We start from the raw sequence: 16,195 nt of genomic DNA, 5'->3' as shown, positions 1-16,195 counted from the left end.
CGCCGGATCGGCCCTGGGACCGTGTCACTTGGTAGCGATTTCCATCATGACAACACCCGCGGTCATTGTGGCCGGCACCCATTCCGGCTCGGGAAAAACGACGGTTACGCTTGCGATCTTGGCCGCACTCACTCGGCGGGGCGTTCGCGTCCAGGGCTTCAAGGTCGGGCCTGACTTCATCGACCCAGGGCATCAGACCCGGATCACCGGCCGGCCGAGCCGGAATCTCGATACCTGGCTGCTCGATCCGCCCGCCCTCGCCGAGACGTTCCGCAACGGAACGGTCGGTGCTGACCTGGCGGTCATCGAGGGCGTGATGGGGCTGTTCGACGGGCGCGGAGGCCTGGACGAGTCAGGATCGACGGCCGACCTCGCGCGGCAATTGGGATTGCCTGTCGTGTTGGTCGTCGATGCGCGTGGTCTGGCGCGATCGATCGTCCCCCTGGTTCTCGGCTTTGCCCGGTTCGATGAGTCGGTCCGGGTCGAAGGGATCGTCGCCAACAACGTCGGCAGTCATCGCCATTACGCCGAGTACCTCGCCCCTGGGCTTCGGGCGGAAGCATCGGACCTCAGCCTGCTCGGCTACCTGGCGCGGAATGAATTGCTCTCGATCCCTTCGCGGCATCTTGGGCTCTGGACCGCCGAGGAGCTGGCCCTCGACTCGTCGCTGGCCAATGCGCTGGCCGATGTGGCCGAGTCGACCCTTGACCTTGACCGGCTGGTTGAGCTGGCTCGAATTCCCAACCTTGTCCCCCCCTCCGAAAGCGCGGCTCCTGGTCCGAGGGCGCGACCTACGGTTCGAGTTGGACTGGCGCGCGATCATGCGTTCTGTTTCTACTACGAAGATAATCTCGACCAGCTTCGCGCCGCGGGCGCGGAGATCGTCCCCTTTTCTCCGCTCAACGATCCCGAGTTGCCCCCTGGGATCGACCTGGTTTATCTCGGGGGGGGTTATCCCGAGATCCATGCGGCGCGCCTCGCGGCCAACGATGCGATGCGCGCATCGATCCGGAGCTTTCACGCCCAAGGGGGGACGATCCTGGCCGAGTGCGGGGGCATGATGGCCTGTACCCAGTTCCTCCGCGACCTCGAGGGCAAGGATCATGCGCTCTGGGGACTCATCCCCGCTCGCGCGGTCATGCAGTCCAAGCTCGCCGCCCTGGGCTATGTCTCGGTGATTGCGGAGCGGGATACGGTACTAGGACGCGAGGGGACCACGGTTCGCGGGCATGAATTTCACTATTCGCAGCTCGAGCCGCTCGCTTCCCTGCGCTATGCCACGAGCCTGAACCGCCCGGGTCGCGAGTCGAAGCCGGACGGGATTCAGATCGGCGGCCTGTTGGCAGGATACGCCCACCTTCACTTCGGCTCCAATGGGCGCGTCGCCGCCACTCTTCTCGAATCCTCCAGGACCTCGTGGAAGAACTCCACCTGATCCGTCATCCCACGGCAGGGACAAGCTGCACGATGGCGCCTTGGATATCCTTCATTTTGACGGGCTTGACGAACACGATCAGCCGGTCATCGTTGGGCAGCCGCCCCTTGAAGCCCGCCTGTTTGGGGCCGAGGAGGACGACGGCCGCGAGGTCGTGTTCGTCTTCGTGGGCCTTGTCGTGCATGTCGATAAACGCATCAATCCCTTCGTCGCCGAAACCGTCGACGTCGAAGATCACGGCGTCGGGGGTCGTTTCACGGTAGCGCTCGGCCGCGCGCTCCGCATCGCTGACAAGAATGACTCGGTAGCCCAACTTCGAGAGCGACTTGCGGAATGCGTCCTGGATCTCGCTCTGGGTTTCGACGCAAAGGATATGCTTTTGCTGGATCGCCTTGATCTCGAAATCGAGATGATCCGGCTCGGTCTCATTCACAACTTCGCTCGGGATCTCCGGCTCCGGTGCCTTCTTGGGTTCGGCGACTGGGGCAACGGGCTCGATCTCCTTGTAGGTAAAGAGCGAATCAAAGTCGAACTCGTCCGACTTTCTTCCTTCAGCCTCGGCCCTTTCGGCACTGCTGGTCGTTTGGCTCTGCTGTTGGGTTTGAAACGCGACCAGGTCCTTGTAGACGTCCGACATCAACTGATACCGGGACTTCACATCAACTTTCATCATCTTTTCGATGATTCGAGTCAATTCCGGGTCGGGGGCATGGCGCTGGTCGCTCAATGGTTTGATGGCGCCAAAGCTGCGCTTGAGCATCTTCTGTAGGGGGTCTTTCGATTCCACCTCGGCCATGGCCAGTTGGCCGGTGAGCATCTGGTAGAAAACGCAGCCGAGGAAGTAGATGTCGGACCGAGGATCTCCCTTGGGGCTGTTGCAGGTTCGTTCGAGTGCGGAGTAGTCCACGGTGCGCTGGTTGAGCGATGCGGACTTCGAGTTGTCTCCCTCGATTGTCGCGAGCCCGAAATCGACGAGTTTGGCGGTGCCGTTGTTGCTGATCAGAATGTTCGTTCCCTTGATATCACGGTGGGTCACGCCGTGTTCGAAGGAATACTGCAAGCCCGCAGCAAGCCCAATCATCATGGGGAGGGCGGCGGCGGCATCGATCCGAGTCCGGATCTTCAAGAGGTCACGGAGGTTCGTTCCCTCGACGTACTCCATCATCATGTAATGTTTTTTGTCTTCTTCGCCGAAATCGAGAATCTGAACGATGTTCGGATGGACGAGCTTCATTCCGGCCTCGGCTTCCTTGCGAAACCGGGAGATTGCGTCGGGGTCGGAGACGAAGCGTTGGCGGAGCACCTTGATGGCGACCGAATTCCCCCCAATCATCCGCTGGCCCCGATAGACGCGGGCGAACGTTCCCTCGGCAATGTGGAAGAGCACCTTGCAGCCGCCGTAGAAGAACCCCGACGGGTCCCCCTTTTGCAGCCGCTCGACTTGCCAGCTCGTGAGCAGGCCCTTGCGGAGCAAGACGCGGAGGAGCGACTCGGGAGAGCCATCTTCGGCTTCAAACCTCGCTTGCATTGCCTGATCTTTATCGACCAGTCCGATCATCAAGGCCTGCTCGGCCAACGTCTCGGCATCATAGTCTGGCATCGGAGAGGGTTCCTGCTCTGACCGGTCTTCAATCGAAGAAGTGGCGTCCTGCGCGAGAGCTTGACTTCTCTATCTTACCAGAGGAGCAGCCTGTCGCAACGTCTGGCAAGATCAACTGTTTGGTGCATCTGGGCTCATGGAACGGTTCGCAGGGCGGATTGAGAGGATCGTCCTCCCCTCGGACCACGGGAGGATGCGGTGTCAATGCCCGATGGGGATTCCCCGGACTTGGCTCGCCCCTCCTGCTATCGAAAAAAGGGGCCTTCTCAAGCAGGATCGAAAACGCCGCTCGCGAGGGTTCGACCAGTCTCATTGACGCTCTCTCTCGCCGGGAGAATCCGAACTTCTCCCGGGCCCGGACTGGCTTCCCCCTCCAAATTCCGCAATTCGCACGGCTGATGACGGTAAAAGGGAAGGGACTCGAAGTTGGTTGACACCCTCGGTCAAACTGCCTATCGTTAACCCAATCCGTTCGACGGTAAGCGGTTTCGATCACATGCCCGATTGCGAGACTATGAGCGTACGAACACGGTTCGCCCCCAGTCCGACCGGTTTCCTGCACATCGGCGGAGTGCGGACGGCACTTTTCAGTTGGCTACTCGCACGCCACTTCGGGGGCCAGTTCATCCTCCGGATCGACGACACCGATCAGGAACGACACGTTGACAACGCCGTAAATCGGATCCTCGATGGGTTCCGCTGGATGGAGATGGACTGGGATGAGGGCCCCGAGGTCGGGGGACCCCACGGTCCTTATTTTCAGTCGGAACGGCACGAGCTTTACACTCGGGCCGCGGCCAAACTCGAAGCGTCGGGTCACGTCTACCGCGACTATAGCACTCAGGCGGAGCGGGATGCGGATCGTGCCGAGTCGGACCGTGCGAAACGAGCGTACCGGTTTCGCCGGAAAGAGGTCAGCGAAGAGACGCAACGGCAATACGAGGCGGAAGGCCGCCCCTATGCCCTCCGATTTCAGGTCCCGCTCGGACGCACGGTGGTTGTCCACGACCTGATCAAGGGGGACGTGGAGCAGAAGACCGAGGAGATCAGCGACTTCGTGATCGTCCGGCCGGACGGCACCCCGCTCTACAACTTCGCCAGCGTGGTCGATGACGCGGACATGGAGATCACCCACGTCGTCCGCGCGGAGGAACACCTGTCGAACACCTACACGCAGATCCTCGTTTTTGAGGCCCTGGGCTATACGCTGCCGGCCTTCGCACACGTTCCCTACGTGGCCGAACCCGGTTCGCGGAAGAAGATGTCCAAGCGAAAAGGGGCCGAGTACAAGGCGAACGATGTTTTCGTGTACCTGAGTGACTATGTCGATCGGGGGTATCTGCCCCAGGCGATGATGAACTACCTGGCTCGGCTCGGCTGGAGTCTGGACGATAGCCAGGAGATTTTCTCTCGCGCTGAGCTGATTGAGAAATTCACGCTCGACCGGGTCAACAGCTCGCCCGCCAGCCATGACCCTGACAAGCTCTTCTGGGTCCAGGGCGAGTGGATGAAGACGCTTCCGCTCGAGCGGAAGGTTGAGGGGGCTCTCCCGTTCTTGGAGAAGGAAGGTCTCGTCACCGAGCCGGTTTCCCCCGAGACGCGGACCCGGATCGAAGCCGTGATCAACGCCCTGGGCGACCGGCTCAAGGTCTTCTCCGACATCGTCAAGCTTGGGCGTTACTTCTTCACCGACACCCTGACGCATGACCCGGACGCGGTCAAGAAGCGGCTTCGCAAGGAGGGTGTTCCCGCCTTGTTGACCGCCCTGGACGGTCTACTCGCCACCGTGGAACCGTACGACATTCCGACCCTCGAGAAGGCGGTCCACGAGTTCGCGGAAACGAATAGCCATCCGATGGGACAGGTCGTCAATCCGCTTCGCGTGGCCACGACGGGCCAAGGAGTCGGTCCGGGGTTGTACGACTGCCTCGTCATCCTTGGCCGCGACTCCTGCCGTGCTCGCATCGCGGCCACGCTCGCCATGCTCGAAGCCGGCGCTGGTTGAGTCTCAGGAGTCTTGGTTTGGCAGAGTCTCGAGCTCGCGAGGTGTTCCCATGTCGCGACGAAAACGCAATCTCACGATTGTGACAGTGGTGTTGCTTTTCGTCGCGGCAGAAGTGGGACTCCAGTTACTTCGCCCTCCGGTCGCTTACGTCCGGGTTGTCAACCAAGGTGGGGAGCCGATCACCAACCTTCGCCTTGTCAGTGGGCAGAGCGCGGCCACCCTGGCCAAGCTTCCTGAGGGAGAGACCGCCACGCTCCCTCTCGAAGGGCGTGGCGACCAGACTTTGCTTGTCACGTTCCAGCAAAAGAATAATTCGCTATCCAACTTCGAGATCCCAGTCTTCAATCCCGCCGCGCTCCAGAGCGAAGGATTTTCCCTTGTCCTTGTGATTCGGCAAGGCGAGTTCGAGCGTTACCAGGATGACGGGGAGCCGTCGAAGCTAGGTCGGCTCAGCGCCTGGTTTTGGAGTTGGCTGGAGAAGTCGCTCGAATCACCCTGACGTTGTTCTTACAGAAATCCGGAGAATGTTCATGCCGTTGTTGGTCGTTGGTTCGATTGCGCTTGATTCCGTGGAAACTCCTCATGGCATCGTGAACGACGCCCTGGGTGGGTCGGCCGTTTTCTTCTCCTACGCGGCCAGCTACTTCACTCCGGTCCGGCTGGTCGGCGTGGTGGGAGAAGACTTCCCGACCGCTCACCGTGAAATGCTTGAAGATCGCAAGGTGGATACGTCGGGCTTGATCGTCGAGAAGAATGGCTCCACATTCCGATGGCGCGGTAAGTATGCGGGAGACATGAGCACGGCGGAGACCCTGGAGGTCCACCTGAACGTCCTTGGCACGTTCGACCCCGATCTCTCGCCCACTTTCGCTGACTCGCCGTTCGTCTTCCTGGCCAACGGTAGCCCTGCGATGCAACGCAAAGTCCTCTCGCAGACCAAGAAACGGCAGCTCGTCGTGGCCGATACGATGAACTTCTGGATCGAGACCCAGCGCGATGAACTCTACGCGCTGCTCAAGGAAGTGGATGGCCTCTTCATCAATGATGGCGAAGCGCGAATGCTGACCGACGAGATTAATCTCGTCCGGGCCGGCCGAAAGGTCCTCGAACTCGGGCCGAAATTCGTCATCATCAAGAAGGGCGAGCACGGCGCCATGTTCCTGAGCGCCGAGGAATCGTTCGTGATGCCGGCCTTCCCACTCGCCGACGTGGTCGATCCGACCGGTGCGGGGGATAGCTTCGCCGGCGGGTTCATGGGCTACCTGGCGTCAGTCGGCAAAAGTGATCTCGCCTCGCTCAAGACGGCGATGGCCTGTGGAACGGTGATTGCTAGCTTCAACGTCGAAGACTTCAGCCTCCGCCGATTCCAGCGCACCGAGCGCGACGAGATCAACCGCCGGCTCGATTCGTACCGCGGCATGATGAGTTTCTAAACGGCGACACGGACACGACACGACGGGCGGGACAACTTTGACCCGCCCTCGCTCCACCTCTCGCCACCTTTGCGGATGTCTGATGCGCACCACTCGAACGTTCATCGCCATTCCCGTCCCTGATTCGCTGGGTGCCAAGCTCACTCGGCTCCAGACGCTGCTCGCTCCTGATTTACCGGGGGTTCGCTGGTCCGTTGTCTCTCCCTTCCACCTGACGCTCGCCTTCCTGGGCGATGTCGAGGACACGGAGCTCAACAAGGTCTGCCGAACCGTGGAGGAAGTGGCGGCCGACTTTCCGCCGTTCGACCTGCTGCTCGAAGGCCTCGGCGTTTTTCCGAACCCGACCCAGGCGCGGGTCCTCTGGGTGGGGCTCTCCGGGCCGGGGCTGACGGTTCTTCACGAAGTACGAACGGCACTCGCGGCCGCGTTGGCGACAGCCGGCTACCGTTGCGACGAAACGTTTACCCCGCACGTGACCTTGGGGCGACTTAAACGAAGTCGGGACGAACACCCTGATCTCACCCGACAACTCAACCATTTCCGAACCTGGGCCGCCGGCCTAATCCACGCCACGGAACTCGTCTCCTTCGCCTCGTCGCAGAGTCACGAGGGGCCCGAATACGGCAGCCTGGCCAGGGCTCAGTTGAGGGGAAAAAAACGTCGATCAGTCACTTGACTCAGATTACACAGACGCGATAGATTAGTGTCCTTGCGTACAGATTAAAATCGAGATTTTGGAGGGTGCGCCCGTGGCCAAGCGACAGGTGTCGGGAGAAACGAAGCCGGTGTCGGTGTCGGCCGAAGAGAAGGCGCTGAACAATACGATCGGGCAGATTGAGAAGGCGTTCGGCGCCGGCGCGATTATGAAGCTGGGCGAGGGCAGCCACCTGGAAGTGGAGGGGATCTCGACCGGGGCTTTGTCACTCGACCTGGCGTTGGGGGGGAAGGGGCTTCCTCGAGGCCGAATCGTCGAGTTATTCGGCCCGGAGTCGAGTGGTAAGACGACGATCGCGCTGCACGCCGTGGCCAACGCCCAGGCGGCCGGTGGGGTTGCCGCGTTCATCGACGCCGAACATGCGCTCGACCCGTCGTGGTGCAAGCGGCTCGGCGTGAACATTGAGTCGCTCTTGGTCAGCCAGCCGGCGAGTGCGGAGGAAGCGCTTCAGATTGCCGAGATGCTGATCATGTCCAACGCTGTCGACATCATCGTGATCGACTCGGTGGCCGCCTTGGTACCCAGGGCTGAGATCGAGGGAGAGATCGGCGATAGCCATGTCGGTCTTCAGGCCCGGTTGATGAGCCAGGCGTTGCGAAAGTTGACGGGCGGAGTGTCACGGTCGAAGTGCGTCCTGATCTTCATCAACCAGATCCGGGAAAAGATCGGCGTGATGTTCGGTAGCCCCGAAACCACCCCGGGCGGCCGCGCCTTGAAGTTCTACAGCTCATGCCGGATCGATGTGCGCCGGATTGGGCCGGTGAAGGAAGGGGAGGAAATTACGGGCTCGCGGATCAAGGTCAAGGTCGTCAAGAACAAGGTGGCTCCTCCGTTCCGGGTCTGTGAGTTCGACATGATGTATAGCGGGGGCATCTCCCGCGAAGGCGACCTGATGGACCTTGCCTTGGCCGACAAGCTCGTCGAGAAGTCGGGGTCATGGTTCAACTACGGCGACCTCCGGCTTGGCCAGGGACGAGAGAATGCCAAGCAGTACCTCCGTGACAACCCCGCGATTGCCGACGAACTGACGGCCAAGGTCATGAGCTCGCGCGGTGGTCAGGTCGGCCCTGCTGCCAACGGGAGCCTTGCCGAACTCGACGAACCGGACGACGAATAAGAGTGCAGCGAGCCTGATTTACCCGCGAATTGAAATCAACCCGGTGGCTGGGGGTCGTCATCAGACCCCCACCGCCCGGTTCACTTATTGATATGATCGACCCAGCTAAAGATTCGCTCGCGCTCCATCTCACCTGCCGAAGCGGCTTCGTGGACCGAGCCTGCTTGGCATTCGTGAGCCTGGGCCTGGTCCAAAGTCAGGAGGTCTCAGCCTGCTCGATGGGGGAGTGAGGCCGTAACGCTCCCAAACGTAGGAATGAAGGGACTCGGATGAGGGGAGCGGAGCTGCAGGTCCGGTGACGAGGTGGTCATCAAGGGCTTCCAGGATTCCTTTGGGAACTTCCTCCTTCAAATCCGCTCCGATTTGGATGACGAGCTGGCGATGCTTGGCTTTGAGGTTGCGAATGGTGTCGATGGGAGCATTGCCCTCGTTCTTGTTGTACGTCTCTTTCAGCTTCTTGTAATTGTCGGCAAGCTCTCCGACCTTGGTTCGGGCGGCCCGTGCGATGAGCAGGTCGTTGCGGGCGGCTCGAGCTTCTTCATTCAGTTTGAATAAGGTCGACTGATCCATCTTGGCCAAGGCTTTATCGAGCTGCCCGACCTTCTCTCCCAACTCTTGATTGCCGGGGTTCGAACGTGTGGCGACGCGAAGTTCGAGAGCGATCCCGAAAATTGCTCCGCCGCTGCCGAGGCCTTTGAAGGCGGTGACCATCCGGTGTTGCGAGCGAACCTTATTGGCGAGGTCCTGGGCCTGTTCCTTGAGTCGAGTCATCCCCGCCTGGAGTTCCTCGACCGGGATGCAGAAAGAGAGTTCTTCCTTCCCCGGGATTCGCAGCGTGACGACGCCGATCACCTGGCCGGTCGAGTCAAAAACAGGGCCGCCCGAGTTGCCCGGGTTGACGGCGATGCCGAGCTGGTAGAACGACTGGCCGTTGATCTGGGCCTTACTGCTCATCACTCCGCGACTGATGGCATTCTCCAGGACGGTCTCTCCATCGACGCCGGGATTGCCGATGACGGTGACATCCTCGCCCTTGCGATACTGATAGGATTGCGCGACCTGAAGCGTAGGGAGGTCGGTTTTCACCGCGAGGAACGCGAGATCCCGTTTCGTGTCCTCATAGAGCAGCTCCGCTTGGACCGGTCCTTTTCGAGCCTCTTCAGCCGATGGGAACCGGATCTCTAGATTCCCAATAAACTCGCTGTCGATGACGTGCGCGTTCGTGGCCAGGATTCCGGGCGCGACGAGAAATCCGGTTCCGCTGCCGGCCTTGCCTTTGATGAGTGCGACGGACGGCTCACATCGGGCGACGATATCCGCAGTTGAGAGTACCACGCCTGACGGAGTCTCGGTCCGCGACTCCTTGGCTTTACCCGTGTCCGGGAGGGGAGTGGATGATGCCAGTGCGTTTCGTGCTTCCTTGGCGAAGTCGGGCTCGTCAGACCTCGGTTCTGAATCTGAAGCGGTAGGATTTGCTTTGTTCGAGGCGACTGACTCTCCGCTGTTCGAAGTTCTCGCCGGTAAGGCCGGTGAGCTCGGTTTCAAGTTGGGGGGTGGGTTCGATGTCGGCGGTGGCTCGAGCGGCGGGAGTGGCCGCGCCGGGGTCACTTGAGCTACGGTCTGGTTCGTGGCCTGTTTCTCAGGTTGCGGCTTCGACGCGCGGTTCGAGATCAGAACAAACCCGAGGGAAAGCGAAAGGATCACGACTCCCGCTCCCAGGCCGATCACAATCGGATTCAGGGTCGACGGCCGGTCGGATCCAGACGACGCGTCTCGCTGGGAGGATCGTGAGTCACTGCGTCGGCTCTTTGCGGTGGGAGCGGACCGATCGGGACGAACTTGAGAGTCGTGGTCAACCACGGTGGAAGGGGCCGGTTCGTCATCGAGGAGTTCGAGGCCATCCAGGCCGGCCGGTCCTTCAGGCTCTACATCCGTGGCCGACAGCCTTTGTCGGAATCCGCAGCCGGGACATTGGACGTTCCGTCCGATCGCATGATCGGGGACGCGGCCACTTCGGCCGCATGCGGAGCAGGTGATTTTGATCGGCATGGCGACCCCCTGCGAAATCATCGCGACAAGTGGCGTTTAGGGGGAATGGCGCGCACCCTTGCCACAACCATGCACGATAAAATAAGCAAGTGAGCCGCCGATCGCAACGATATTCTGATCGGATCAGCACCGTGTACTGCGTTTCGTTGCGATTCTACCCCATAGACCGATCAGTTTCCTTCGATGCGTTTTGGAAGGAGCTGGGGAGGGGCCGGGAAGCAGAGGAGGACGCGAGACTCTTTCGTGAGCGGGACCATGACCGGATCGCTGGCATTCGTGGGAACCAGGGTCTTGATCAGGCCTCGAACGTTGGCCGCGCCTCGGGGGGCGTAGGCCAAAGCACTTGTCTGTCGGGCCAGAACCGCATCGGGCGCAAACTCATTGCCGAGGGCGCCGCCAAGGCGAATCTCGCCATCCTTGCGGATCTCGAAGGTGAGTCCCATGGCATGGAAATCGACGTCGGGCTTATCGCCGCTGGTCGCGAACTTCGCGCTTTTCTCCGGGAGTCGAAAGCTCATTTCGGTCGCGAGCGCGTTGAGGAGGTCGGTACCCATCGAGCCCTGGCCGGTGGTCATTTCACCGGTGGCCTCAACCCAGCCCATCCCTTGGCCGGGGCGATCTCCCCATCGGGCCGATTTGATCGCGACGTGTGCGAGACCGCTGAGTCTGTGGCTGGGAAATCGCCGCCCGACCAGGGTGTTCATATCGATGTCATACAAATCTCCCTGGAAGTCGGCCTCCCAGTCCTTCGCACCGGTCTGGCGCAAGGTCAGCGCTCCCTCGACCCGGGCGGCCGCGCCCAGCCAGTCGGTCGAGTCGAAGAAGACGTCGAGGACCTGGCAGGGGAGCGGCAGGCCATCCATCGTCTTGATCGCGAGCGTGGTCCGGACCGGCTCGGCCTTGCGGTCGCGCGTCAGCGTCAACTCGCAGCGGGTGTTCGCGCCCTTTGCTACCATGCGGTAGCTCGCCTTGACCGTCGGGGCAACCCGGTCGGTCTGGAAGACCCCGGCCACGTCGCGCAAGGTGAAGTGGAGGTTATCGAGATCAAGATCGAGGTCACAGGTCGGTGCCGAGAGGCTCACCCGATCGAACGTGCTGTCGCTGGGGCGCTGAAGGATCAGGCCGAGCTGGGCCATGGCCAGCTTCGGACTCTCGCCTCGGAGGCGAAGCCCGTCCGTTTCCACCATCAGTTCGCGATCGCCCCGGCGCAGCCGGACCGACCGGGCTCGGGCGATTTCGGTCAGCCCCTTCCGTCTCGGTTCTTCCTGGCGGACGACCACGCCTTGGTAGATCACCTCGCCGGGAGACGGATAGCGGACTCCCTCGAGACTCACCTGGAGTCCGAGCTGGCGGCTCATCTCCACTTCGACATCGCGAAGATGGCCCGGTCGGTTGATCTTCCAGGCCGTCACGACGACGTAGGACGTCGGTAGCATCGCGGTGACGACCAGAATGCAGGTCGCGAGGATCTGACGGTACGGACGTGCCAGGGGAAACATCCTTGCCTCCCATGTGCGAGGGGGATTCGAATCGGACGCAATCCGGCAAGCGCCGGATTTGGTCCGTTCGAATGGCTACGCGCCGGCAAGACTCCGCCCGCCGTTTGAGTTCGTGCGCGATCGGCCGGTAGGATAATCCAAAGGGCCGACCGCCTCAATTTGAGTTTGCCGACGATCGCCGGATTCACGCGGGTCGGGTCGTTCCGCAACGCGGTCTCAAGGGGCGGTTCCCCACGTTTCCAGATGCGTGCGGGCCAGGTCGTGGAGCGCTGCGTGGGCCGCCTTGATGGCGGCCAGGCTGGTGCCGACATATTTCTCGACGATGGCGGCGGCGATCTCGAAAGCCACCACGTTCTCCACGATCACGCTGGCGGCGGGGACCGCGCAAACATCGGAGCGTTCATAGGCGGCAGGCTGGGGGCTCTTGGTCGCCATGTTCACCGATGGCCCGCGAGCGGCGAGTGTGCTGATCGGTTTCTTCGAGGCACGGACGACGATCGGTTCGCCATTCGAGGTCCCTCCTTCGATTCCGCCCGCGTTGTTGGTGGGGCGGCGGAAGCCGAAACGACGGTCGGAGACAGGGTGGTCGGCCTCGTGGGCGATCGGATCCATCACCTGGGATCCGGGCCGGCGGGCAGCCTCGATCCCGAGTCCGATCTCGACCCCTTTGATCGCCTGGATGCTCATCACAGCCAGGGCCAGCCGGGCATCGAGCTTGCGGTCCCACTGCGCGTGGCTTCCGAGCCCGATCGGACAACCGGTCACGATCGTCTCGACAATTCCGCCGAGCGTGTCGCCCGCCGCCTTGGCGGCGTCAATCGCCGCGACGATGGCCGGATCGGCCCCCGGATTGAGCGTGTAGACGGGGCTGGCGTCACGTACCGGCAGGTCGAACGAGAGAGGGGGAGCAGCGATCCCGCCCAGTTCACGGACGTAGCCGATGACGTCGATTCCGAGCTCCCGGAGCAAGAGCTTCGCCAGGGCTCCGACTGCGACCCGAAGCGCCGTTTCGCGGGCGCTGGCCCGTTCGAGGACCTGGCGGATCCCCGTCTGATAGTTGATCGAGCCGGCCAGATCGATATGGCCGCCCCGAGGAGAGGCCGGTTCCTGGAGCCGCTCGAGCTTGGCGTCGTTGTTGACGAGCCTGAGCGTGATCGGCGCACCTGTCGTGACCCCGTGGTAGGTTCCCGAATCGATGATGACGCGATCGGTCTCGAGCGTCTGCCGTTTCCCCCGGCCGTACCCTCCTTGCCTCCGCTTCAACTCGCCATCAATGAGTTCGCGGTCGATTGTGATCCCCGAGGGAAAGCCTTCAACGATCGCGGTCAGGGCGGGGCCGTGCGACTCGCCTGCGGTCAAGTAGCGGAGCATGTCATTTCCAGGGGAAGGCTTGGCCTGTCAGAGTCTCGTAAGCGTCCACGTATTTTTCGCGAGTCTTCGCCACCACGTCGTCGGGCAAGGTGGGGGGAGGGCTGGACTTGTCCCAGCCGGACGCATCCAGCCAGTCGCGAACAAACTGCTTGTCGAACGAAGGCTGGGGTCCCCCCGGCCGATAGGTTGCAGTCGACCAGTACCGCGAGCTATCGGGGGTCAAGACCTCATCGATCAGGAGGAGTTCACCCGTCTCCCGGTCGTGTCCCCACTCGAACTTGGTATCCGCCAAGATCAGGCCTTGGGCGAGTGCTTGGGCCCCGGCCTTTTCGTAGAGGGCGATGCTTCGATCCCGCAAGGTCTCGGCCTCGCTGGTGCCCAGGGCATCGACCAGCACGGAATAGGGAACGTTCTCGTCATGACCGCTCTCCGCCTTGGTGGCGGGAGTGAAGTACGAACGGTCCAGCTTGGAACTTTCGACCAGCCCCTCGGGCAGGCGCTCGTTGCAGACGGTTCCTGACTGACGATACTCGCGCCAGCCGCTTCCCGAGAGATAGCCTCGAACGACGCACTCGAACGGGATGACGGCGGCCTTTTTGACGATCATCGATCGTCCCGTCAGCGCCTCGATGGTCTCGCTCGAGAGGTTGAGCCCGGCGTCACGGACGTCGGTGGAGAGGACGTGGTTGGAAACGGCCAACTGGTTGAACCAGAACATGCTGACGCCGGTCAGGATCCTCCCCTTGTCGGGGATGCCGTTCGGCATGACCCAGTCATAGGCGCTGATCCGGTCGGTCGCGATCATCAGGAGGCGATCGCCGAGGTCGTAGACGTCGCGAACTTTGCCCTGGCGTTTCGGCAGCCCTTCGAGTGCGGTCTCCAGCAATGTCACGCCGCGGGGTCCTTCAGAAGGCGATTTTCCTGATTGGGTTTTTCACTGAATAAAACAGTAATCCAAACGATCGAGCCGAACAAGGCCGCTCGAGTTTGCCGGCTTCGACGTTTGCCTTGCGTCGACCGACTCGTTTGGATTAAGATCGTCTCTTTCGCCCCGGGGCCATCTTTGTCCACGGGAGGCGATAATTTCGTGGCAACGAGTCGCAAGTTCGTGGCGGCGCCGGGGGAATTAGGGCGATGTCGATTGACAAGAGTCTGAAAAAAGGGGGCGGGTTGAGCCGAACCCGCAACGTGTTGACGAGGCCCGAGCGACTGGCCTTGCTTCAAGAGGACGAGCGCTGGAAGCCGGCCCAAGGGGTCTTCAACCTGCCGAAGACCAAGTTCCGCCGCCTGGCGCCCGGGCAATCGGGTCCCAAGCGACCGAGCTGACGCCAGACGTTTGGTCGGCCGTCCCGATCACCACGATATGAGCGACCCCCGGCAGCAAATGTCGGGGGTTTTTCTTTCTTCGCCCGGCGCCTTTGGCTAGCGATCGGTGGGTAGCACGTTGATCTCGGATGCAAACGAGAAGTCGGTCGCGGTCAGGCCCCCCTCGGAGTGCGTGGAGAGTTCGAGACGAACCTGACGGTAGCTCAAGATGATGTCGGGGTGATGGTCATACTTCTCTGCCAGCGCAGCAACTTGGTTGACAAACTCAAGGGCGCGGCGGAAGGATGGGAATTGCCACGAGTGGATGAGCATGTCGCCGTGCCGCTCCCACCCCTTGGCAGTGGCCATCCGCTCCAAGATCTCCGGTTCGCTCAGCTTGGCCATGAGGATTCCCTTGGGGATCGGCGCGGGTCGCATTGAGGACGGCCGGTACGGGAAATGAGTTTGGCCGATTGGCAACCGCCTCCAGGTTCCTTGAGATCTATTATTTCCGCGCGGCGGCGGCGGAACAAGGGAAAACCTCAAGGGCGAGGGAAGACAAGTAACTACGATGACCACGACCCTCGTGCTGTTCAGCATCGCGATCGTCGGCGTGAGCGTTCTCGGCGGACTCCTGCCGTTAGCGACCGTGTTGACGCACACTCGCCTTCAGGGCTACCTGAGCTTCTCCGCCGGCGCCATGCTAGGCGCGGCCTTCTTCCACATGATGCCCGAGGCCGTGCGAATGGGGTCGGCCCAGACCCTGAACTGGGCGGCGTTCGGACTGCTCGCTCTGTTCTTCCTGGAACGGTTCTTTGCCTTCCACCATCACGAGGCCCCGGCTGATCCCACCGAGCCGTGCCCGACTCATGCCCACGAGCATTCGCCGGGGCGAGGACACTCGGCCGGACTGGTCGATTCGGCCGCGCCCGGCGGTTCAGCCTCGGGGACGAAGGGCACCTCGCTCCACTGGGGCGCGGCTGCTTTCGGTCTCGCCGCGCATTCCCTGGCCGGAGGCGTCGCTCTGGCCAGCGCCTCGGTGATTGCGAAAGGGCAACAACCGAGCGGCGTCGGCGCTGCGGCCTGGGGAGTTTTCCTGGCCACGATCATTCACAAGCCGGCGGACGCGCTGACGATCGTCAGCCTGATGCTTCGCGCCGGGGCGCCTCGGATGCTGGCGCACCTGGTCAACCTCGGCTTTGCCCTGATGATCCCGCTTGGCGTCGGCATCTTCCTCCTGGGCATGGATAAGATGGAACCGGATTCGGCTGCCTCCGCCACGGCGGCGGCCCTTGCCTTTTCGGCAGGGACCTTTCTCTGCATTGCCCTGAGCGATCTACTTCCCGAACTGCAATTTCACGAGCACGATCGCGTTTTCCTCTCCTTGGCCCTCCTCGCCGGTTTCGCCCTGATGGGGCTGACATCAATGTGGGAACCGAGCGACGCGCATGATCACGCCCCGCATCCTCACACCGCTGTACCCGTGGGTGCCGCGGCATTGGAACGCGGCTAAAGCCGTCGTGTCTGCGTTGATGGTCATTGGGGTGGCCGTATCAAGGGGATCGTTCCTGCTTGGGCGTTCCCCTTTGGGATTTTATGCGCGAAGATTTCCGGCCTTACGTCTATGATTTGAACTGAGTGACGTGGACGAAGGGGTCCTTTGCGC

Annotated in this window: 14 protein-coding genes; 8 read left to right on the top strand and 6 right to left on the bottom strand. The window is 61.8% G+C overall.

What is annotated here, in order from left to right; all coding sequences use genetic code 11:
* Positions 1–46: 46 nt before the first annotated feature.
* Positions 47–1,435, top strand: a complete 1,389-nt coding sequence (locus tag SINAC_RS29315; RefSeq protein ID WP_015249182.1) for a cobyrinate a,c-diamide synthase — start codon at positions 47–49, stop codon at positions 1,433–1,435.
* 4 nt (positions 1,436–1,439) lie between these two features.
* Here the strand turns inward: SINAC_RS29315 and SINAC_RS29310 are convergent, their stop codons facing one another.
* On the bottom strand, positions 1,440–3,035 hold the full coding sequence (locus SINAC_RS29310; RefSeq protein WP_015249181.1) for a protein kinase domain-containing protein: 1,596 nt from the start codon (positions 3,033–3,035) through the stop codon (positions 1,440–1,442).
* Between the two features lie 514 nt (positions 3,036–3,549).
* On the opposite strand from SINAC_RS29310, the gene gltX reads away from it, so the two are divergent.
* The 5 genes from gltX to recA all read left to right on the top strand — a co-directional run bounded on the left by gltX (position 3,550) and on the right by recA (position 8,305).
* Positions 3,550–5,040 (top strand): glutamate--tRNA ligase, encoded by a 1,491-nt coding sequence (gene gltX, locus SINAC_RS29305; protein WP_020466945.1) that lies wholly within the window; start codon positions 3,550–3,552, stop codon positions 5,038–5,040.
* Between the two features lie 49 nt (positions 5,041–5,089).
* On the top strand, positions 5,090–5,539 hold the full coding sequence (locus SINAC_RS29300) for a hypothetical protein (protein WP_015249179.1): 450 nt from the start codon (positions 5,090–5,092) through the stop codon (positions 5,537–5,539).
* A gap of 31 nt (positions 5,540–5,570) precedes the next feature.
* Positions 5,571–6,473: a PfkB family carbohydrate kinase gene (locus SINAC_RS29295; RefSeq protein ID WP_015249178.1), complete on the top strand. Its 903-nt coding sequence runs from the start codon at positions 5,571–5,573 to the stop codon at positions 6,471–6,473.
* A gap of 82 nt (positions 6,474–6,555) precedes the next feature.
* Positions 6,556–7,149, top strand: coding sequence for an RNA 2',3'-cyclic phosphodiesterase (gene thpR, locus SINAC_RS29290; RefSeq protein WP_015249177.1), 594 nt, complete (start codon positions 6,556–6,558; stop codon positions 7,147–7,149).
* Between the two features lie 88 nt (positions 7,150–7,237).
* Positions 7,238–8,305 (top strand): recombinase RecA, encoded by a 1,068-nt coding sequence (gene recA / locus SINAC_RS29285; RefSeq protein ID WP_390553827.1) that lies wholly within the window; start codon positions 7,238–7,240, stop codon positions 8,303–8,305.
* Between the two features lie 129 nt (positions 8,306–8,434).
* On the opposite strand, the gene SINAC_RS29280 is transcribed toward recA, so the two are convergent.
* The 4 genes from SINAC_RS29280 to SINAC_RS29265 all read right to left on the bottom strand — a co-directional run bounded on the left by SINAC_RS29280 (position 8,435) and on the right by SINAC_RS29265 (position 14,116).
* Positions 8,435–10,354 (bottom strand): S1C family serine protease, encoded by a 1,920-nt coding sequence (locus SINAC_RS29280; RefSeq protein ID WP_015249175.1) that lies wholly within the window; start codon positions 10,352–10,354, stop codon positions 8,435–8,437.
* 170 nt (positions 10,355–10,524) lie between these two features.
* Positions 10,525–11,853, bottom strand: coding sequence for a hypothetical protein (locus SINAC_RS29275; protein ID WP_015249174.1), 1,329 nt, complete (start codon positions 11,851–11,853; stop codon positions 10,525–10,527).
* A gap of 216 nt (positions 11,854–12,069) precedes the next feature.
* Complete coding sequence (gene aroC / locus SINAC_RS29270) at positions 12,070–13,224, bottom strand: chorismate synthase (RefSeq protein WP_015249173.1); 1,155 nt, start codon at positions 13,222–13,224, stop codon at positions 12,070–12,072.
* Position 13,225: 1 nt separating this feature from the next.
* Positions 13,226–14,116 (bottom strand): phosphoribosylaminoimidazolesuccinocarboxamide synthase, encoded by an 891-nt coding sequence (locus SINAC_RS29265; protein WP_015249172.1) that lies wholly within the window; start codon positions 14,114–14,116, stop codon positions 13,226–13,228.
* Between the two features lie 242 nt (positions 14,117–14,358).
* On the opposite strand from SINAC_RS29265, the gene SINAC_RS29255 reads away from it, so the two are divergent.
* A complete protein-coding gene (locus SINAC_RS29255; RefSeq protein WP_015249171.1) occupies positions 14,359–14,550 on the top strand; it encodes a small basic protein in 192 nt (63 codons plus the stop codon).
* A gap of 96 nt (positions 14,551–14,646) precedes the next feature.
* Here the strand turns inward: SINAC_RS29255 and SINAC_RS29250 are convergent, their stop codons facing one another.
* On the bottom strand, positions 14,647–14,934 hold the full coding sequence (locus tag SINAC_RS29250) for a 4a-hydroxytetrahydrobiopterin dehydratase (RefSeq protein ID WP_015249170.1): 288 nt from the start codon (positions 14,932–14,934) through the stop codon (positions 14,647–14,649).
* A gap of 166 nt (positions 14,935–15,100) precedes the next feature.
* On the opposite strand from SINAC_RS29250, the gene SINAC_RS29245 reads away from it, so the two are divergent.
* On the top strand, positions 15,101–16,042 hold the full coding sequence (locus tag SINAC_RS29245; protein WP_015249169.1) for a ZIP family metal transporter: 942 nt from the start codon (positions 15,101–15,103) through the stop codon (positions 16,040–16,042).
* Positions 16,043–16,195: the final 153 nt, after the last annotated feature.

Origin of the sequence: Singulisphaera acidiphila DSM 18658 (assembly GCF_000242455.2) — a bacterium.
Lineage (GTDB): Bacteria > Planctomycetota > Planctomycetia > Isosphaerales > Isosphaeraceae > Singulisphaera > Singulisphaera acidiphila.
This window is presented reverse-complemented; position numbering and strand designations above follow the sequence as displayed.